This is a genomic window from Propionivibrio pelophilus DSM 12018 (genome assembly GCF_059569095.1).
In genome coordinates this window covers 131,514-147,312 of sequence record NZ_JCANUT010000002.1, presented here as the reverse complement: position 1 = coordinate 147,312, position 15,799 = coordinate 131,514, and the positions used below count along the sequence as shown (strand labels likewise).

The window sequence follows — 15,799 nt, the reverse complement described above, 5'->3', positions numbered from 1 at the left end:
ACGGGAAAAAAGTCGGGAAGCCAGATGGCTTCACTTCAGGTCAGCCACGACCTATTTCCTCGTCATCGGCCAGCAGGGCAGGGCTGGCGATTGCCATCACGGCATGTTCAGGCGGCAGCAAGTGCCTGTTCGAGATCCTCGATCAGGTCATCGAGGTGCTCGATGCCGATCGAAAGCCGGATCATGTCCTCCGATACGCCGGCTTTTTGCAGTTCGGCCGCCGACAGTTGCCGATGCGTTGTCGACGCCGGATGACAGGCAAGCGATTTGGCATCGCCGATGTTGACCAGGCGGGTGAACAGCTTCAATGCATCCTGAAAACGGCCTCCTGCAGCAAGACCGCCCTTGACGCCAAACGTCAGCACGCCGGACGCTTTTCCTCCCATGTATTTTTCCACCAGAGGAAAGTCCGCATGGTCGGGCAGGCCTGCGTAATTCACCCAGGACACCTTTTCATGTGATTTCAGGAAACCGGCGATTTTCAAGGAATTTTCACAGATCCGGTCCATGCGCAACGGCAAGGTTTCCAGACCCTGCAGGATCAGGAAGGCGTTGAAGGGGGAAATCGCCGCTCCCATGTTCCGTAGCGGAACCGTACGACAACGGCCGATGAACGCAGCCGGGCCTAGAGCTTCCGTATAAACGACGCCGTGATAGGAGACCTCCGGTTCGTTGAGTCGCTTGAAGCGTTCCTTATGCTGCGCCCAAGGGAATTTCCCGCTATCGACGATGATGCCGCCGATCGAATTTCCGTGTCCGGCGATGTACTTTGTCAGCGAGTGAACGACGATGTCCGCGCCGTGTTCGAAGGGGCGGCAGAGATACGGGGAGGGAACCGTGTTGTCGACGATCAGTGGTACGCCATGCCGATGGGCGATCTCCGCGAGTTTCTCGAAATCGGTGACGTTACCCAGCGGGTTGCCCACCGACTCGCAGTAGATGGCCTTGGTTTTCTCGTCGATCAGTTGCCCGAAGGATGCAGGGTCGCGGTAGTCGGCGAAACGCGCCGCGATGCCATATTGCGGCAGGGTGTGCGCGAACAGGTTGTACGTCCCGCCGTAAAGGGTCGAGGCAGAAACGATATTGTCGCCGGCTTCGGCAATGGTCATGATCGCGTAGGTGATCGCCGCCTGACCGGAGGCCAGTGCCAGCGCACCGACACCGCCTTCGATCGCCGCGACGCGCTTTTCAAGCACATCCTGCGTCGGATTCATGATGCGTGTGTAGATGTTCCCGGGAACCTTGAGGTCGAAAAGGTCGGCCCCGTGTTGGGTGCTGTCGAAGGAGTAGGAGGTGGTCTGGTAAATCGGGACGGCGACGGCCTTGGTTGTCGGCTCCGGGCTGTAGCCGCCGTGGACGACGAGGGTTTCGAGCTTCATGGGCGTTCCCTTTGTTGTTGGAGATGACTCGCTCCATCTTAGCAGCAGAAACGCAGACGCTTAGACCGATTGCGCCTATCCAAATAACCGGAGCCACAAATGACAAGCGCCCCGTCGGGGCGCTTGAGGAGAGCGAGGGATTGTTATTCGGGGCGCATCTGCGGGAACAGGATGACGTCCCGGATATTCGGGGAATCGGTCAGCAGCATCACCAGACGATCGATCCCGATGCCACAACCGCCAGTCGGCGGCAAACCGTACTCGAGCGCGCGGATGAAGTCTGCGTCGTAGTACATCGCTTCCTCGTCGCCGGCGTCTTTCGCCTTGGCCTGCGCCATGAAGCGCTCAGCCTGATCCTCCGGGTCGTTCAGTTCGGAGAACCCGTTGGCGATCTCGCGACCGACGATGAATAGTTCAAAGCGTTCGGTAATTTCCGGGTTGTCGTTGCTGCTGCGGGCCAACGGGCTGATTTCCGCCGGGTAATCGACGATGAACGTCGGATCCCAGAGATCGGCCTCGGTGGTCTCCTCGAACATCAGAAGCTGCAGCGTCCCGAGTCCCATGCCAGGCTTGAGTTCAACCTTCATTGCCGTCAGCTTCTGCCGCAGCCAGTCGGCGTCAGTCAGTTGCTCCAGCGTATATTGCGGACGATATTTCATGATCGCCTGAACCATCGTCAGCCGATCGAAGGGCTTGGACAGGTCGAGCGTCCGGCCCTGGTACTCGAAGACTTCGGCGCCGAGCGCTTCACGTGCGGAGTGGCGCAACAGACCTTCGGTGAAGTCCATCAGCTTGTTGTATTCGCTGTAGGCTTCGTAGAACTCCATCATCGTGAATTCCGGATTGTGCCGGGGGCTCATGCCCTCGTTGCGGAAATTCCGGTTCAGTTCGAATACCTTTTCGAAGCCACCGACGACGAGCTTCTTCAGATACAGCTCGGGCGCGATGCGCAGGAACAATTCCATGTCCAGCGCGTTGTGGTGCGTCTTGAACGGACGCGCCGAGGCGCCGCCCGGGATCGGGTGCATCATCGGCGTTTCGACTTCGAGGAAGCCGTGGTTGCACATGAAGTTGCGGATCGACTGGACAATACGGCTGCGCGCCATGAAGGTGAAGCGCGACTGCTCGTTCATGATCAGGTCGAGATGACGCATCCGGTACTTCTGTTCCTGATCGGTCAGGCCGTGGAATTTCTCCGGTAACGGACGCAGCGACTTCGACAACAGGCGGATTTCGTTGGCCTGGACGGTCAACTCGTTGGTTTTCGTGCGGAAGAGGGGGCCGACAACGCCGACGATGTCACCAATGTCCCAGCGCTTGAACGCGGTGTATGTTTCCTCGCCGACCTTGTCGCGCGCGACGTAGATCTGGATACGGCCGCCGACATCGGAAATGGTGATGAAAGACGCCTTGCCCATGACGCGCTTGAGCATGACCCGGCCAGCAACCTTGACCTCGACGGGATTGGCCTCCAGCTCTTCGCCAGTCTTCGCGTCATAGAGCTCGATGATCTTGCCCGAGATGTTCTCGCGCTCGAAGTTGTTTGGATAAGCCTTGCCGGTGGCACGCCACTCGGCAAGCTTGGCTCGCCGGTCGGCAATGATGTGGTTTTCGTCTTGGTCCTGCGGTGTGTTGGTCTGGTCGGACATCTCAGGTCTCGTGATAAGTGAAATTTCTTCCGTAGCAGCGTGTTTCAGACACCCTGTTTCAGGCTGGCTTCGATGAACTGGTCGAGGTCGCCGTCGAGTACGCTCTGTGTATTGCCGACTTCGACATTGGTGCGAAGATCCTTGATCCGCGATTGATCTAGCACGTAAGAACGGATCTGGTGCCCCCAGCCGATATCTGTCTTGGCATCTTCCAGTTTTTGCTGTTCAGCCTGGCGTTTGCGTATTTCCATCTCGTACAGCCGCGATTTCAGCATGGCCATCGCCTCGGCGCGGTTCCGATGCTGCGAGCGGTCATTCTGGCATTGCACGACGATTCCGGAGGGTTCGTGCGTGATACGCACGGCGGAATCGGTCTTGTTGATATGCTGGCCACCAGCGCCGGAAGCGCGATAGGTGTCGATGCGCAAATCGGCCGGATTGATCTCGATCTCGAACGAATCGTCGATTTCCGGGTAGACGAAAACGGACGCGAAACTCGTGTGGCGGCGGGCATTGGAATCGAACGGCGACTTGCGTACCAGCCGATGGATTCCCGTTTCCGAGCGAAGCATGCCGAAGCAGTACTCGCCCGAGAACTTGATCGTTGCGGTCTTGATCCCCGCGACGTCGCCCTCTGACTCTTCCAGAACTTCGACCCCGTACCCCTTGCGCTCACCATACTTCACGTACATCCGGAGCAGCATCGACGCCCAATCCTGGGCTTCGGTTCCACCGGCGCCAGCCTGGATGTCGATGAAGCAGTTCAACGGGTCGGCCGGATTGTTGAACATGCGGCGGAATTCGAGGCCGACGATGTCTTTTTCGATGTCATCGATGTCGGCGGCCACCGCCAGCACGGTATCGTCATCGCTCTCCTCTCGGGCGATGGCGAACAACTCTTCAGAGTCTTTCAGTGCCTCGCCGACCCGGTTGAGTGTCAGCACGACGCCTTCGAGCGCTTTCTTTTCCTTGCTCAGTTCCTGCGCACGCTCGGCGTTATCCCAAACCGCCGGATCTTCGAGTTCGCGTGAAACCGCGCTCAGCTGATCGAACTTCTGATCGTAGTCAAAGATACCTCCGTAATTCGGTGGACCGGAGGGCGAGATCGTTGAGGCGATTGGCGATGATATTGAGTTGCTCTGCTTCCATGATGGTCCAGGAGGTAAGTCGTCGAATCGCGCATTATATACGCAGGCGTTCACAGGTTGAATTGCCCAAAAGAGTTCGTCGCGCCGATTGTCGGGACGCATAGCTGGCGCAATCCAATCGGTCGGAACGGTTCCCGGGTTTATTGTCGGGCGGAATGGAACTAATGTGAAAGCGTGTTAATCAAGGGATTCGAGGGTTGTCGAACGACAAAGTCAAGACTCTGATTTTCGAATCCAGTAGTACAAATTTGTTCCTTCGAGGCTCAATGCTTGCGGTATAATTTTTGGTCTTTTCGTCGCAGGGCTACGCATTCGTGATGCGAAAACTAATGGTTATATTGTGGAATTAAAATGGTTTTTTATAAAATGGCCGGTTTTTTCAAGAAAACCGGTTCCGAATTGTGAAATTAGTCACAGCAGTGGGGTTGTGGTGGATGCTAATCTGCAGTTCAAGAAAAAACGAAATCCTTCAACCGTACACACGGCGATGAATTGCCGCACTTTTCATACGTCAATTACCATCGTTGCCGTGGCTGACTAATCGAAGGCATGATCATGATCAAAGTGTTCAGCCACTGGATTCACTGGAAGACGATCGTCCAAATCTTTCTGGATATCACGCTCCCGATTGCCTGCGTCTTGCTGGCTGTGTTGATCTGGGGGCTGGGTGGACAAGCCGATCTCCAAACTGTTGTCACCTATGCAACCATCTACGCGCTCGTTATGGTTGTTTTGAATTCTTGGCTTGGTTTGTACACACGGGCGCACAACCGGAATGTTGCACAGACCCGCGCGCGCGCAGTAGTGTCCCTGTATCTGTCGGTCCCGATTGCTTATGCTGTGTTCGCGCTGCTTTCGATCGCTGACGACAATCAGAAAATGCTGCTGCTTTCGGGATTGGCGGCATTATTCGGCACCTTGGCGCATCGCGTTTACACCATGCACAGTCGTACCGGCGCGTTAATGGTCAATCGCGTCATGATTTTCGGCTCGGGGCCTGAAGCACGCACGGTCGGAAACGTTCTGAAGAAATCCGATCCGGATATCCAGATCGTAGGGTTCTACCCGGGGCCGACGGAAAGCGAGATCTGCGTCCCGGAACAACTGTTGTTGCCGCGATCCTGTTCGTTGACCGATACGGCCAGAAACCTCAACGTGAATGAGATCATTATCGCGGTCCAAGAGCGCCGGGGCGGCGTCCTCCCGTTGAGGGAACTGCTCGATTGCAAGTTGTCCGGCGTCAATGTCCTTGATCTGGCAAGCTATTTCGAGCGCGCACTCGGGCAGATCCGGCTGGATTCGCTCAAAGTCGGTTGGCTGATCTTCGGCGAGGGGTTCCGGCAAGGTTGGAGCCGGACGTTCATCAAGCGTCTATTCGACCTCACGGCGGCAAGCATCCTGTTGTTGCTCGCGCTTCCCGTCATGTTGCTCTCCGCCATTGCAATCGTACTGGAAGACGGATTCCCGATTTTTTACCGCCAGGAACGCGTGGGACGAAATGGCCGGTTGTTCAACGTAATCAAGTTCCGCAGCATGCGCCGGGACGCCGAAAGTGACGGCAAGCCGCGTTGGGCTTCCGCCAATGACGATCGGACGACCCGTGTCGGACGAATCATCCGCAAACTGCGCATCGACGAACTCCCGCAACTCTACAGCGTCCTGACGGGCGACATGAGCTTGGTCGGACCTCGTCCGGAACGGCCTTATTTCGTCGATCAGCTGACCCGGGACATCCCGTTTTACGCCGTTCGCCACAGTGTCAAACCCGGCGTGACCGGCTGGGCCCAAGTTAGTTATCACTATGGAGCGTCTGTCGATGATTCGATCCAGAAACTCCAATATGATCTGTACTATGTGAAGAATCACACGCTGTTCCTGGATATCGTGATTCTTTTCGAAACGGTCGGCGTCGTGCTCACCGGAAAAGGCGCTCAATAAAAAGACAACCAAGTAGTACCACGTATCCCGGACCAATTGAGTTTCGGGATACGTTCTGACTCCCTCCGGGTGTGTCATAGTGTCTTCGGTGCCGGGCCCGATCTGAAGGAGTTTTTGCTTGGAAGCAGGCATGGAAACAATGAGCGCCTGGAGCTATGGATTAGCCGGGTTCGCCTATGCCATCTTCGGTGTTTTTCTTGCCGACGGATGGAAAGCGGGCGTGCGCAGCCGCAGGCTTTTCGTTGTCGTGACGCTCAGTGCGCTCTGGGGGCTCACGAGCCTGGCATTTACGCTGACCGGATCTTCAGTCTTACTGGCTGGCAGTCTGCTGGCCGATTTGCTGCGCTATGGGAGCTGGTTCGCGTTTCTTCTGATCCTGGAAAAGCCGGATCCCGACAGCAACTCCGGTATTTCGACCCGTTGGAAACGGCTGCGCGCCATCGCCACCAGTCTGGTCGTTATCGGCCTCGTGGCGCAGTTGATGGTGCTGACAAATGTCGCGGCGGGGTTTCAGCCGCAACGCATTGTCCTTCTCGATGCGCTCGGAACGTCCGTTTTTTCAGTGGTACTGGTCGAGCAATTGTTGCGCAACGTCACGCCTGACTTGCGCTGGAGCATCAAACCATTATGCCTGGGCTTCGGCGGCGCGGCGCTATTCGACCTCTATCTCTATTCCGATGCGCTGCTTTTCAACCGGATCGACGCCGACGCCTTCAGCATTCGCGGGTTCATTCACGCGCTGGCGGTTCCGTTGATCGCCATATCGACGTCCCGCAGCCGGGATTGGAAAAAGCGAGTCGTACTTTCGCAGCGTGCAGCGCTGCAGTCAGCGTCGCTGGTCGCCACGGGCTTGTATCTTCTCTTCATCTCTGCCGCCGGTTATTACGTACGCTATTTCGGCGGCGACTGGGGGCGTGCGCTGCAGATTGCCGTTGTGTTCGTCGCCATGCTGTTGCTCGCCGTGCTTTCCCTGTCCGGGTCGATGCGGGCGAGATTGCGGGTTCTGATCGGCAAGAATTTCTTCAGCTATCGCTACGATTACCGCGAGGAGTGGCTGCGTTTCACCAATACGCTTTCGGCGCAGGACGGCGTTTCCGAGATGGGAACGCACGTGATCAAGGGGCTCGCGGATATGGTGGAGAGTCCCGCAGGAACGCTCTGGTTACGGGATCCTGCCGGGCGTTTCTTTGCCCAGTCCGCGCGCTGGAACCTGCCGGTTTCGGAAGCGACCGAGGATGCGACGAGCAGCCTCTGCCGATTCCTGTCCGACAGCGGCTGGATCATCAATCTGGAAGAGTATCGCGCGTCGCCGGGGCGTTACGAGCAGTTGCAGTTGCCCGAATGGTTGCTCGATGTACCCAACGCCTGGCTGGTGGTGCCGCTGGCGACGGGAAACGAACTGATCGGTTTTGTCATCCTGGCGACTGCGCGTACTGCGGTGGAGGTCAATTGGGAAATCAACGATCTGCTGAAGACGGCGGGGCGTCAGGCAGGGGCTTTTCTCGGGCAAATGCAAGCCGCAGACGCCTTGCTCGAAGCCCGGAAATTCGACGCCTTCAACCGGATGTCAGCCTTCGTCGTACATGACCTGAAGAACATCGTCGCCCAGTTGTCCCTGATGCTCAAGAACGCGGAACGCCACCGGGACAACCCGGAGTTCCAGCAGGACATGCTGATGACCGTCGAAAACTCGGTGGAACGCATGCGGCAGTTGATGATGCAGTTGCGTGAGGGCGCCACGCCGGTCGCCAGTCCGCGTGGTGTCGATCTTGGTGCGGTCGTCCGCAGGATTCAGGCGGCAAAAATGCGGCAGGGACGAAAGCTGGAAATCGAGGCGGGAGAAAAGCTGGTCGCCAAGGGGCACGAGGACCGCGTCGAGCGCGTGATCGGTCACGTCGTCCAGAATGCACTCGACGCCACGGAGCAGGGCGGAGAAGTCCGCGTGGCGATTGCCCGCCAGGATGACCACGCGCTGGTGGTCGTCAGCGATACGGGCCACGGCATGAGTCCGGAATTTCTCCGCGAACGCCTGTTCAAGCCGTTCCAGACGACCAAGCCGGCCGGGATGGGAATAGGTGCCTACGAGAGTTTCCAGTATGTGCAAGAACTCGGGGGCAAGGTGTCGGTCGATAGTGAAGTCAACGCCGGAACGCGTGTCAGCCTGCTGTTGCCCCTGTTCGTTGCCGGAAACGAAGTGAGTTTAAACGCTGCAAACACTGTAAACACTGGAGTCTCCGCATGAGTTCCGAGAAACTGCGACCGTTGCTGATCGTCGAGGATGATCCTGCGTTGCAGAAACAGATCCGCTGGGCATTCGATCAGTACGAAACACTGGCGGCGGGTGACCGAGAAAGCGCCCTGGCGCAGATTCGCCGCTTTTCTCCGCCTGTCGTGACGATGGACCTCGGTCTGCCACCCGATCCCGATTCGGTTTCCGAGGGATTCAAGCTGCTGGAAGAAATACTGACGCTTGCGCCGGAAACGAAAGTCATTGTGCTCACGGGGCAGAATGATCGGAGCAATGCGCTGCGTGCGGTTGCCCTCGGCGCCTACGATTTCTTTGCCAAGCCGTTTGAAGTCGACATGCTCGGCCTGACGATCGATCGCGCGTTCCGCCTCTACGATTTGCAGCAGGAAAATGCCCGCCTGCAGCTGATGCACCAGCCCGACGTACTTGCGGGCCTGATCAGTCGGGATCCGGAAGTCCTGCGGGTTTGCCGTACCGTGGAAAAGGTCGCTCCGAGCGATGCAACGGTTCTGGTGCTCGGCGAAAGCGGAACGGGCAAGGAATTGATCGCACGTGGGGTACATGCCGCATCGAACCGAAAGAAACAACGGTTCATCGCCATCAACTGCGCGGCCATCCCGGACACGCTTCTTGAAAGCGAACTGTTTGGCTACGAGAAGGGTGCGTTCACCGGTGCTGTGAAGACCACCCCGGGAAAGATCGAAGTGGCCGATGGCGGCACCCTGATGCTCGACGAAATCGGCGATCTCCCCATGCCGTTGCAGGCGAAGCTGCTCCGTTTTCTGCAGGAGCGGGTGATCGAGCGGATCGGTGGCCGGCAGGAAATACCGGTCGACGTACGCATCGTCTGTGCGACGCACCAGGATCTCAAGGCGCTGATCAGTGAAGGTCGGTTCAGGGAAGATCTTTATTACAGGCTGGCCGAAATCGTGGTCAGCCTGCCACCCTTGCGCGCCCGTCAGGGCGATGCAGCGCTTCTGTCGCATGCCTTCGTCCGCCGATTCGCGGAAGAGCACAAGCGGGGCACGATGACCCTGCGTGAAGATGCCCTCCGGTCCATCGAAAACCACCCGTGGCCGGGCAACGTAAGGGAACTGGAAAATTGCATCAAGCGGGCCGTCATCATGGCCGATGGCAACCAGATCACGCTGGAGGATATCGGTCTGGGTGACGCCAGGGAAGGCGAAGAAGCCGTCCTCGATCTGCGTCTGGCGCGCGAGGAAGCTGAACGGCGCGTAATCATCACGGCACTCGGGCGAGCTGACGGCAACGTGCTACGCGCCGCCGAGATGCTTGGGGTCAGTCGGCCGACGCTGTACGACCTGATGCATCGCTACGGACTAAAATGAATTGGACAGCTTCATCCCGAATGACACACCTACAGAGTGGGGTTCGTATGAATAACAGGAAAATGACTGGCCGGAATACGGTATCAATGCTGCTGACAGCGCTTGTATTGTCTGCTTGCGGAGGCGACAGTCCGGAGGCGATGTTGGGCTCCGCGAAAGACTATCTGGCCAAAAATGACAGCAAGGCGGCGGTCATCCAGTTGAAAAATGCGCTTCAGAGCAAACCTGACCTGGCCGAGGCGCGTTTCCTTCTGGGCAAGGCCTTGCTGGAAGAAGGCAACCCAACGGGCGCGGAGGTTGAATTGCGCAAGGCAGCGGACCTGAAGTATTCAGCCGATCAGCTTGTCCCGTTGCAGGCCCGCGCGCTGCTTGCCTTGGGGCAGGCGAGAAAGGTCGTCGATGACCTGGGGAAAGTGCAATTGACCTCTGCTGACGGCAAAGCCGATTTGAACACCTCAATCGGGCGCGCCTGGCTTGCCCTCGGGAAGATGGACGCTGCGCAAACCGCCTTCGGCGAAGCGTTGGCTGCCGTGCCGGACTATGGTCCGGCGGTTTTCGGCCAGGCGAGGATCAAGGCCGCGAACCGCGATTTCGCCACGGCCACGACGCTCGTCGATTCCGTCCTGGCAAAAAATCCCGGGTTCGTCGAAGCCCTGCAGTTCAAGGGAGACATTCTCTCCGTACAAGGAAAGAGCAGCGAATCGATCGAAGCCTACCGCAAGATTCTCGAGACAAAGCCGGATTATCTGCCTGCCCATGCCTCGCTGATCGCGCGCCAAATCGAGGCGGGAAAACTCGATGAAGCGGGCAAGCAATTCGAGGCGATGAAGAAGATCGCTCCGTCTCACCCGCAAACCACCTATGTCCAGGCCGAACTTCTCTTCCGGGAGAAAAAATTCAAGGAAGCGCGGGAAGCGATTCAGTTGCACCTGAGAGCGATACCGGAAAGCATCCAGGGGCTGCAACTGGCTGGCGCCATCGAATACGAACTTCGATCGTATGCCACGGCAGAGACACATCTGAAGACGGTCCTGTCCAAAGTGCCCGGACTCGGCCTGGCGCGCCGAATGCTCATCGCTACCTACCTGCGCAGCGGGCAACCCGACAAGGCGCTCAGCGCTCTCGAGTCCATCCTCGACAAGATCGACGACAATTCGAACCTGCTGGCTTTGGCCGGTGAGGTATTCATGCAGAATGGTGACGCCGAGAAGGCGGAAACGTACTTCGCAAAGGCCGCTTCGCTGGATCCGGAAAACCAGGCCAAGCGCACCTCGGTAGCACTTTCCCAGCTTGCCCAGGGGGAAACCGACACGGCCACCCGGGAACTCGAGAAGATCGCCTCGACCGATACCGGCATCAAGGCCGACCTCGCGTTGATCGCTTCACATCTTCGCGGTCGCAAGTTCGATCAGGCACTCAAGGCAATCGACGTACTGGAGAAAAAACAGCCCGGAAATCCGCTTTCGGACAATCTTCGCGGCAATGCGCTGCTTGGGAAGCGCGATATTGGCGCAGCGCGACAAAGCTTCGAGAAGGCGCTTTCCAAGAACGCAGCTTATTTCCCGGCGGCGGCCAGCCTTGCTCGGCTGGACGTGGCGGAAAAGAAACCGGATGAGGCGAAAAAACGTTTCGAGAGCGTTTTGGCCAAAGACCCCAAGAATACGCAGGCCTGGCTGGCATTGGCCGAGTTGTTGGCCCGTTCCGGCGGCAAACCGGATGAAGTCGCCACGCTGATAGGCAAAGCGATTGCCGCCAATCCGGCCGACGTACCGGCGAGACTGGCGTTGATCAACCTGCATCTCGGTACCAAGGACGCGAAGAAGGCAGTATCTGCGGCGCAGGAGGCTCTCGTTGCCTTGCCCGACAACCCGGCCATCCTCGATGCGGAAGGACGGGCGCAACAGGCGACTGAAAACTATAATCAGGCACTGGCTATCTACGGGAAGCTGGCGGCTCTGACTCCGACATCACCGCATCCGCATTTGCGCATGGCGGAAGTGCACATGGCGGCAAAGAACAAGGAGGCCGCGCTGCAAAGCCTGCGCAAGGCGTTGTCGGTCAAACCGGATTCGATCGAAGCGCAGCGGGGCATCATGATGTTCGACCTCGAAGCCGGCCGAACCAGTGATGCCGTCGCGCGTGCACGCAACATCCAGAAGCAGCATCCCAAGAACGTTGCCGGCTATCTGCTGGAAGGCGATGCCTACGCGCTCGGGAAGTCCTGGAAGGAAGCGGCAAACGCCTACCGGAACGGGATCCGGCAAATAGCCGTCACTGATCTCGCCGTCAAGCTCTACGCTGTCCTGATGGCGCAGAATCTTCCCGCCGACGCGGACAAGTTCGCGGAAAGCTGGATGAAGGACCATCCGGCTGACGGTCGTTTCGTGCTCTACGTTGCGGAAACCGCGACGGCGCGCAAGGATTACGCGTCGTCGATCAAGCACTACAAGTTCCTTCTCGACAAGCAGCCGAACAACCCGGCGATGATGAACAATCTGGCCTGGGCCATGGGACAGATGAAAGATCCGAAGGCAATCGACCTGGCCGAGAAGGCCTATAAGCTCGCGCCCGAACAACCGACGATCATCGATACGCTCGGGACGCTGCTGGTCGCCAAGGGCGATGTCGATCGCGGCCTGGAATTGCTGCGAAAAGCCAATTCCCTCGCCCCGAAACACCCAACGATCAAACTCAATTTCGCCAAGGCGCTCATCAAGGCCGGCAAGACGCCGGAGGCCCGGAAAGAACTGGAAGAGATCGTTTCGCTCGGTGAGAAACTGCCGGCGGCCAATGAAGCCAAAACCCTGTTGCAGGGACTGAAATAACAAGAAAGGAACATGAATTGACTACAGTTGCAGTCGTCGGACTGGGATACGTTGGACTTCCCCTTGCCGTGGAATTTGGAAAGAAATGGCGGACCATCGGCTTCGACCTCTCGCCAGCGAAAGTCGCGAACTACAAGAATTTTTGCGATCCGACGGGAGAGGTTTCTGCCGATGAGCTCAGGGCGTCACAGCATCTGGAGCCTGTTTGCGATCCTGGCGCCTTGCGTGAAGCGGACTTCATCGTGGTTGCCGTTCCCACGCCGGTCGACGTGGCGCATCAGCCCGATTTCGGACCGCTGATTGGCGCTTCCCGCTTCGTCGGCCAGAACCTGAAAAAGGGCGCCACCGTCGTTTTCGAGTCGACGGTCTATCCCGGCGCCACTGAGGAAGTTTGCATCCCGATCATCGAGCGGGAATCCGGCCTGAAATGGAAACAGGACTTTTTCGTCGGCTATTCGCCGGAGCGGATCAACCCGGGCGACAAGGAGCGGACGCTGACGAAGATCGTCAAGGTCGTTTCCGGCGACACGCCGGAAACCCTCGCGCGGGTCAAGGAGATGTACGCAAGCATCATCACCGCGGGGGTCTATCCCGCGTCGTGCATCAAGGTCGCGGAGGCGGCCAAGGTCATCGAAAACACCCAGCGCGACCTGAATATCGCCCTGATGAACGAACTGGCGATCATCTTCGAGCGGCTCGGCATCGACACGCTGGAGGTGCTCAACGCGGCAGGAACCAAGTGGAACTTCCTCCCGTTCCGGCCGGGACTGGTCGGTGGGCATTGCATCGGCGTCGATCCGTATTACTTGACGCACAAGGCGGAGATGCTCGGCTATCACCCCGAGGTCATTCTGGCCGGACGGCGCATCAATGACGGCATGGGCAAGTTCATCGCCGAGATGACGATCAAGAAGCTCGTCGGCAATGGCTGGAAAATCAAGGATGCACCGATCATCGTGCTCGGCCTCACGTTCAAGGAGAATTGCCCGGATCTGCGCAATTCGCGCGTTATCGACGTGATCCACGAACTGCAATCGTACGGTGCCCGGGTGCTGGTCCATGAACCCGTCGCCGATGCCGACGAAGCCATGCACGAATACGGCGTCGAATTGACCGCATGGGACGATCTTCCGCAAGCGGCGGCAATCGTGGCAGCCGTATCGCACACCGAGTTCCGGAACCGGCCGCTGTCGGACTACCTCGGCAAATTGCAGTCCGGCGGCGTCGTGGCCGACGTGAAAAGCATGTTCGACGAAACGGCGCTTGCCGAGCAGGGGGTAACGGTGTGGCGCCTCTGACCGCCTATGAACAACTGACCCGGCGTTTGCCGGATCAGCCGGCGCGCTGGCTCGTCACCGGCTGCGCCGGTTTCATCGGCTCGCACCTGGTCGAGACGCTGTTGCGTCTGGGGCAGGACGTCGTTGGCCTCGACAACTTCGCCACCGGGCATCAGCGCAATCTCGACGAAATACAGTCTTCGCTCGATGCGTCGCAATGGCAGAAGTTTCGTTTTGTCGAAGGTGATATCCGCGATCCGCAGGCATGCCGGGCAGTGTGCGAGGGCGTCGACTACGTGCTGCATCAGGCCGCGCTCGGTTCGGTTCCGCGTTCCCTGGCCGATCCTCTGGCCACCAACGCGGCGAATATCGACGGTTTCCTGAACATGTTGGTCGCTGCACGCGACGCGGGTGTCCGAAGGTTTGTCTACGCTGCTTCCAGCTCGACCTATGGCGATCACCCGGCGTTGCCGAAAGTCGAGGAGAACATCGGCCGTCCGTTGTCTCCGTACGCCGTGACCAAGCTGGTTAACGAGCTTTACGCCGACGTTTTCGGACGGTGTTATGGGTTCGAATCGGTAGGTCTGCGCTACTTCAACGTCTTCGGGCCGCGCCAGGATCCGGAAGGTGCCTATGCGGCGGTTATTCCGCGTTGGACACGGGCGATGCTTCTCGGCGAGGCGGTGGCGATCAATGGCGACGGAGAGACTAGCCGCGATTTCTGCTTCGTCACCAATGCCGTTCAGGCCAATCTGCTGGCGGCCACGACCGGTGACAAGATGGCGGCCAATCAGGTATTCAACATCGCGTTGAACGAGCGGACCTCGCTCAATACGCTGTTTTCGTTGCTGCGCGATGCGCTGGTTGAAATACGCCCGGAGTTGACCGTCCCGCCCCCCGTGTATCGTGATTTTCGGGCCGGTGATGTCCGGCACTCGCAGGCGGATATCACAAAGGCCCGGCGACTTCTTGGCTACGTGCCAACGCACAGGCTGGAAGAGGGCATTCGTGTCGCCATGCCCTGGTACGTGTCGCGTTTCTCGTAGTCAATGAGGGAGAGCGCTCATGGCCACCGCAAACCGGAAAGTCGCAGCAGGCAAGCCGCTCATCCTTGTGGCGGCGTTGCTCGCAACGACCTGCGTCGGCGCCGCCGAGCCCGTTACCGAGGAAAAGCTGCTCAAGCTGAGGACTGACGCGCGCGCGCTCGAGCACGGCGAGGGTGTGGTGAAAGATCCGCTGCGGGCCGCCGAACTGTATTGCGAGGGAGCGCGACGAGGTGACGCCGAAGCGCAATTCAGCCTGGGCTGGATGTATGCCAACGGTCGCGGCGTCCCGCGCAGTGACGATGTCGCTTCAGCTTTTTTCCAGATGGCGGCAGTACAGGGGCACGAGCAGGCGCGAAAGATGTTGCGCTTTGTCGGTGAAAGCAACCCCCAGCCTCCTGATTGCATGAAAACGACTTCCATCGAGGAGGATGATCCGGCTTTTTCGCCTGCCACGCCAATGCAGCAAAAGGTGTACCAGATTGTCCGCGATCTGGCCCCTGAATACGGCGTCAGCCCGCGACTTGTCATGGCGGTGATTCGCGCTGAATCCAACTTCGAACCTGCCGCTGTCTCCCCCAAAAACGCGCAAGGGCTGATGCAGTTGATTCCGGAAACCTCGCTCCGCTTCAACGTGCGAAAACCCTTCGACCCGGAGCAGAACATTCGCGGCGGGATGGCCTACCTGCGCTGGTTGCTGGCGTATTTCGAGGGGAGTGTTCCTCTGGTTGCAGCGGCTTACAACGCCGGAGAAGGTGCAGTCAACAAGTACCGTGGCGTCCCTCCCTTTGCCGAGACGCGCTACTACGTGAAGCGCATCGTGCAGATTTTCGACAAGCTCGAACACCCCTTCGATCCCGACGTGACCGAACCGTCGCCGGAGCTTCCACGCATCCGGCTTGCCGGAAAACGGCAGGGGTAGAGAACGGATTCACAGGAGTTA

General features: G+C 58.6%; 10 protein-coding genes. 7 read left to right on the top strand and 3 right to left on the bottom strand.

Annotated features, from left to right (window positions below; translation table 11 throughout):
• Positions 1–107 precede the first annotated feature (107 nt).
• The 3 genes from BO74_RS02045 to prfB all read right to left on the bottom strand — a co-directional run bounded on the left by BO74_RS02045 (position 108) and on the right by prfB (position 4,177).
• On the bottom strand, positions 108–1,379 hold the full coding sequence (locus tag BO74_RS02045; protein WP_496439643.1) for an O-acetylhomoserine aminocarboxypropyltransferase/cysteine synthase family protein: 1,272 nt from the start codon (positions 1,377–1,379) through the stop codon (positions 108–110).
• A 143-nt stretch (positions 1,380–1,522) separates the two neighbouring features.
• Positions 1,523–3,028 carry a lysine--tRNA ligase gene (lysS, locus tag BO74_RS02040; RefSeq protein WP_496439642.1) on the bottom strand — a complete coding sequence of 502 codons (1,506 nt, stop codon included), beginning with the start codon at positions 3,026–3,028 and terminating at the stop codon, positions 1,523–1,525.
• Positions 3,029–3,072: 44 nt separating this feature from the next.
• Positions 3,073–4,177 (bottom strand): peptide chain release factor 2 gene (prfB, locus tag BO74_RS02035; protein WP_496439641.1). Its coding sequence is split into 2 segments (ribosomal slippage): positions 3,073–4,095 and positions 4,097–4,177, totalling 1,104 coding nucleotides; the frame shifts between segments, so codons are not numbered across the junction.
• A 554-nt stretch (positions 4,178–4,731) separates the two neighbouring features.
• On the opposite strand from prfB, the gene BO74_RS02030 reads away from it, so the two are divergent.
• From BO74_RS02030 to BO74_RS02000, 7 genes are all read left to right on the top strand, one after another.
• Complete coding sequence (locus BO74_RS02030) at positions 4,732–6,114, top strand: TIGR03013 family XrtA/PEP-CTERM system glycosyltransferase (protein WP_496439639.1); 1,383 nt, start codon at positions 4,732–4,734, stop codon at positions 6,112–6,114.
• Between the two features lie 130 nt (positions 6,115–6,244).
• Positions 6,245–8,356 carry an XrtA/PEP-CTERM system histidine kinase PrsK gene (gene prsK, locus BO74_RS02025; RefSeq protein ID WP_496439638.1) on the top strand — a complete coding sequence of 704 codons (2,112 nt, stop codon included), beginning with the start codon at positions 6,245–6,247 and terminating at the stop codon, positions 8,354–8,356.
• Complete coding sequence (gene prsR / locus BO74_RS02020; RefSeq protein ID WP_496439637.1) at positions 8,353–9,711, top strand: PEP-CTERM-box response regulator transcription factor; 1,359 nt, start codon at positions 8,353–8,355, stop codon at positions 9,709–9,711. Before prsK ends, prsR begins: the two co-directional genes overlap by 4 nt.
• 20 nt (positions 9,712–9,731) lie before the next feature.
• On the top strand, positions 9,732–12,536 hold the full coding sequence (gene prsT, locus BO74_RS02015; RefSeq protein WP_496439636.1) for an XrtA/PEP-CTERM system TPR-repeat protein PrsT: 2,805 nt from the start codon (positions 9,732–9,734) through the stop codon (positions 12,534–12,536).
• Positions 12,537–12,553: 17 nt separating this feature from the next.
• Positions 12,554–13,834, top strand: coding sequence for a nucleotide sugar dehydrogenase (locus BO74_RS02010; protein WP_496439635.1), 1,281 nt, complete (start codon positions 12,554–12,556; stop codon positions 13,832–13,834).
• On the top strand, positions 13,822–14,859 hold the full coding sequence (locus BO74_RS02005) for an SDR family oxidoreductase (protein ID WP_496439634.1): 1,038 nt from the start codon (positions 13,822–13,824) through the stop codon (positions 14,857–14,859). Before BO74_RS02010 ends, BO74_RS02005 begins: the two co-directional genes overlap by 13 nt.
• Positions 14,860–14,878: 19 nt before the next feature.
• Positions 14,879–15,778, top strand: coding sequence for a lytic transglycosylase domain-containing protein (locus tag BO74_RS02000; RefSeq protein ID WP_496439633.1), 900 nt, complete (start codon positions 14,879–14,881; stop codon positions 15,776–15,778).
• Positions 15,779–15,799: the final 21 nt, after the last annotated feature.

Coding starts and splice junctions, on each gene's coding strand:
- prsR (WP_496439637.1), top strand. CDS start 8,353: ATGAGTTCCGAGAAACTGCGACCGTTGCTGATCGTCGAGGATGATCCT.
- prsT (WP_496439636.1), top strand. CDS start 9,732: ATGACACACCTACAGAGTGGGGTTCGTATGAATAACAGGAAAATGACT.
- BO74_RS02045 (WP_496439643.1), bottom strand. CDS start 1,379: ATGAAGCTCGAAACCCTCGTCGTCCACGGCGGCTACAGCCCGGAGCCG.
- lysS (WP_496439642.1), bottom strand. CDS start 3,028: ATGTCCGACCAGACCAACACACCGCAGGACCAAGACGAAAACCACATC.
- BO74_RS02000 (WP_496439633.1), top strand. CDS start 14,879: ATGGCCACCGCAAACCGGAAAGTCGCAGCAGGCAAGCCGCTCATCCTT.
- BO74_RS02030 (WP_496439639.1), top strand. CDS start 4,732: ATGATCAAAGTGTTCAGCCACTGGATTCACTGGAAGACGATCGTCCAA.
- prsK (WP_496439638.1), top strand. CDS start 6,245: ATGGAAACAATGAGCGCCTGGAGCTATGGATTAGCCGGGTTCGCCTAT.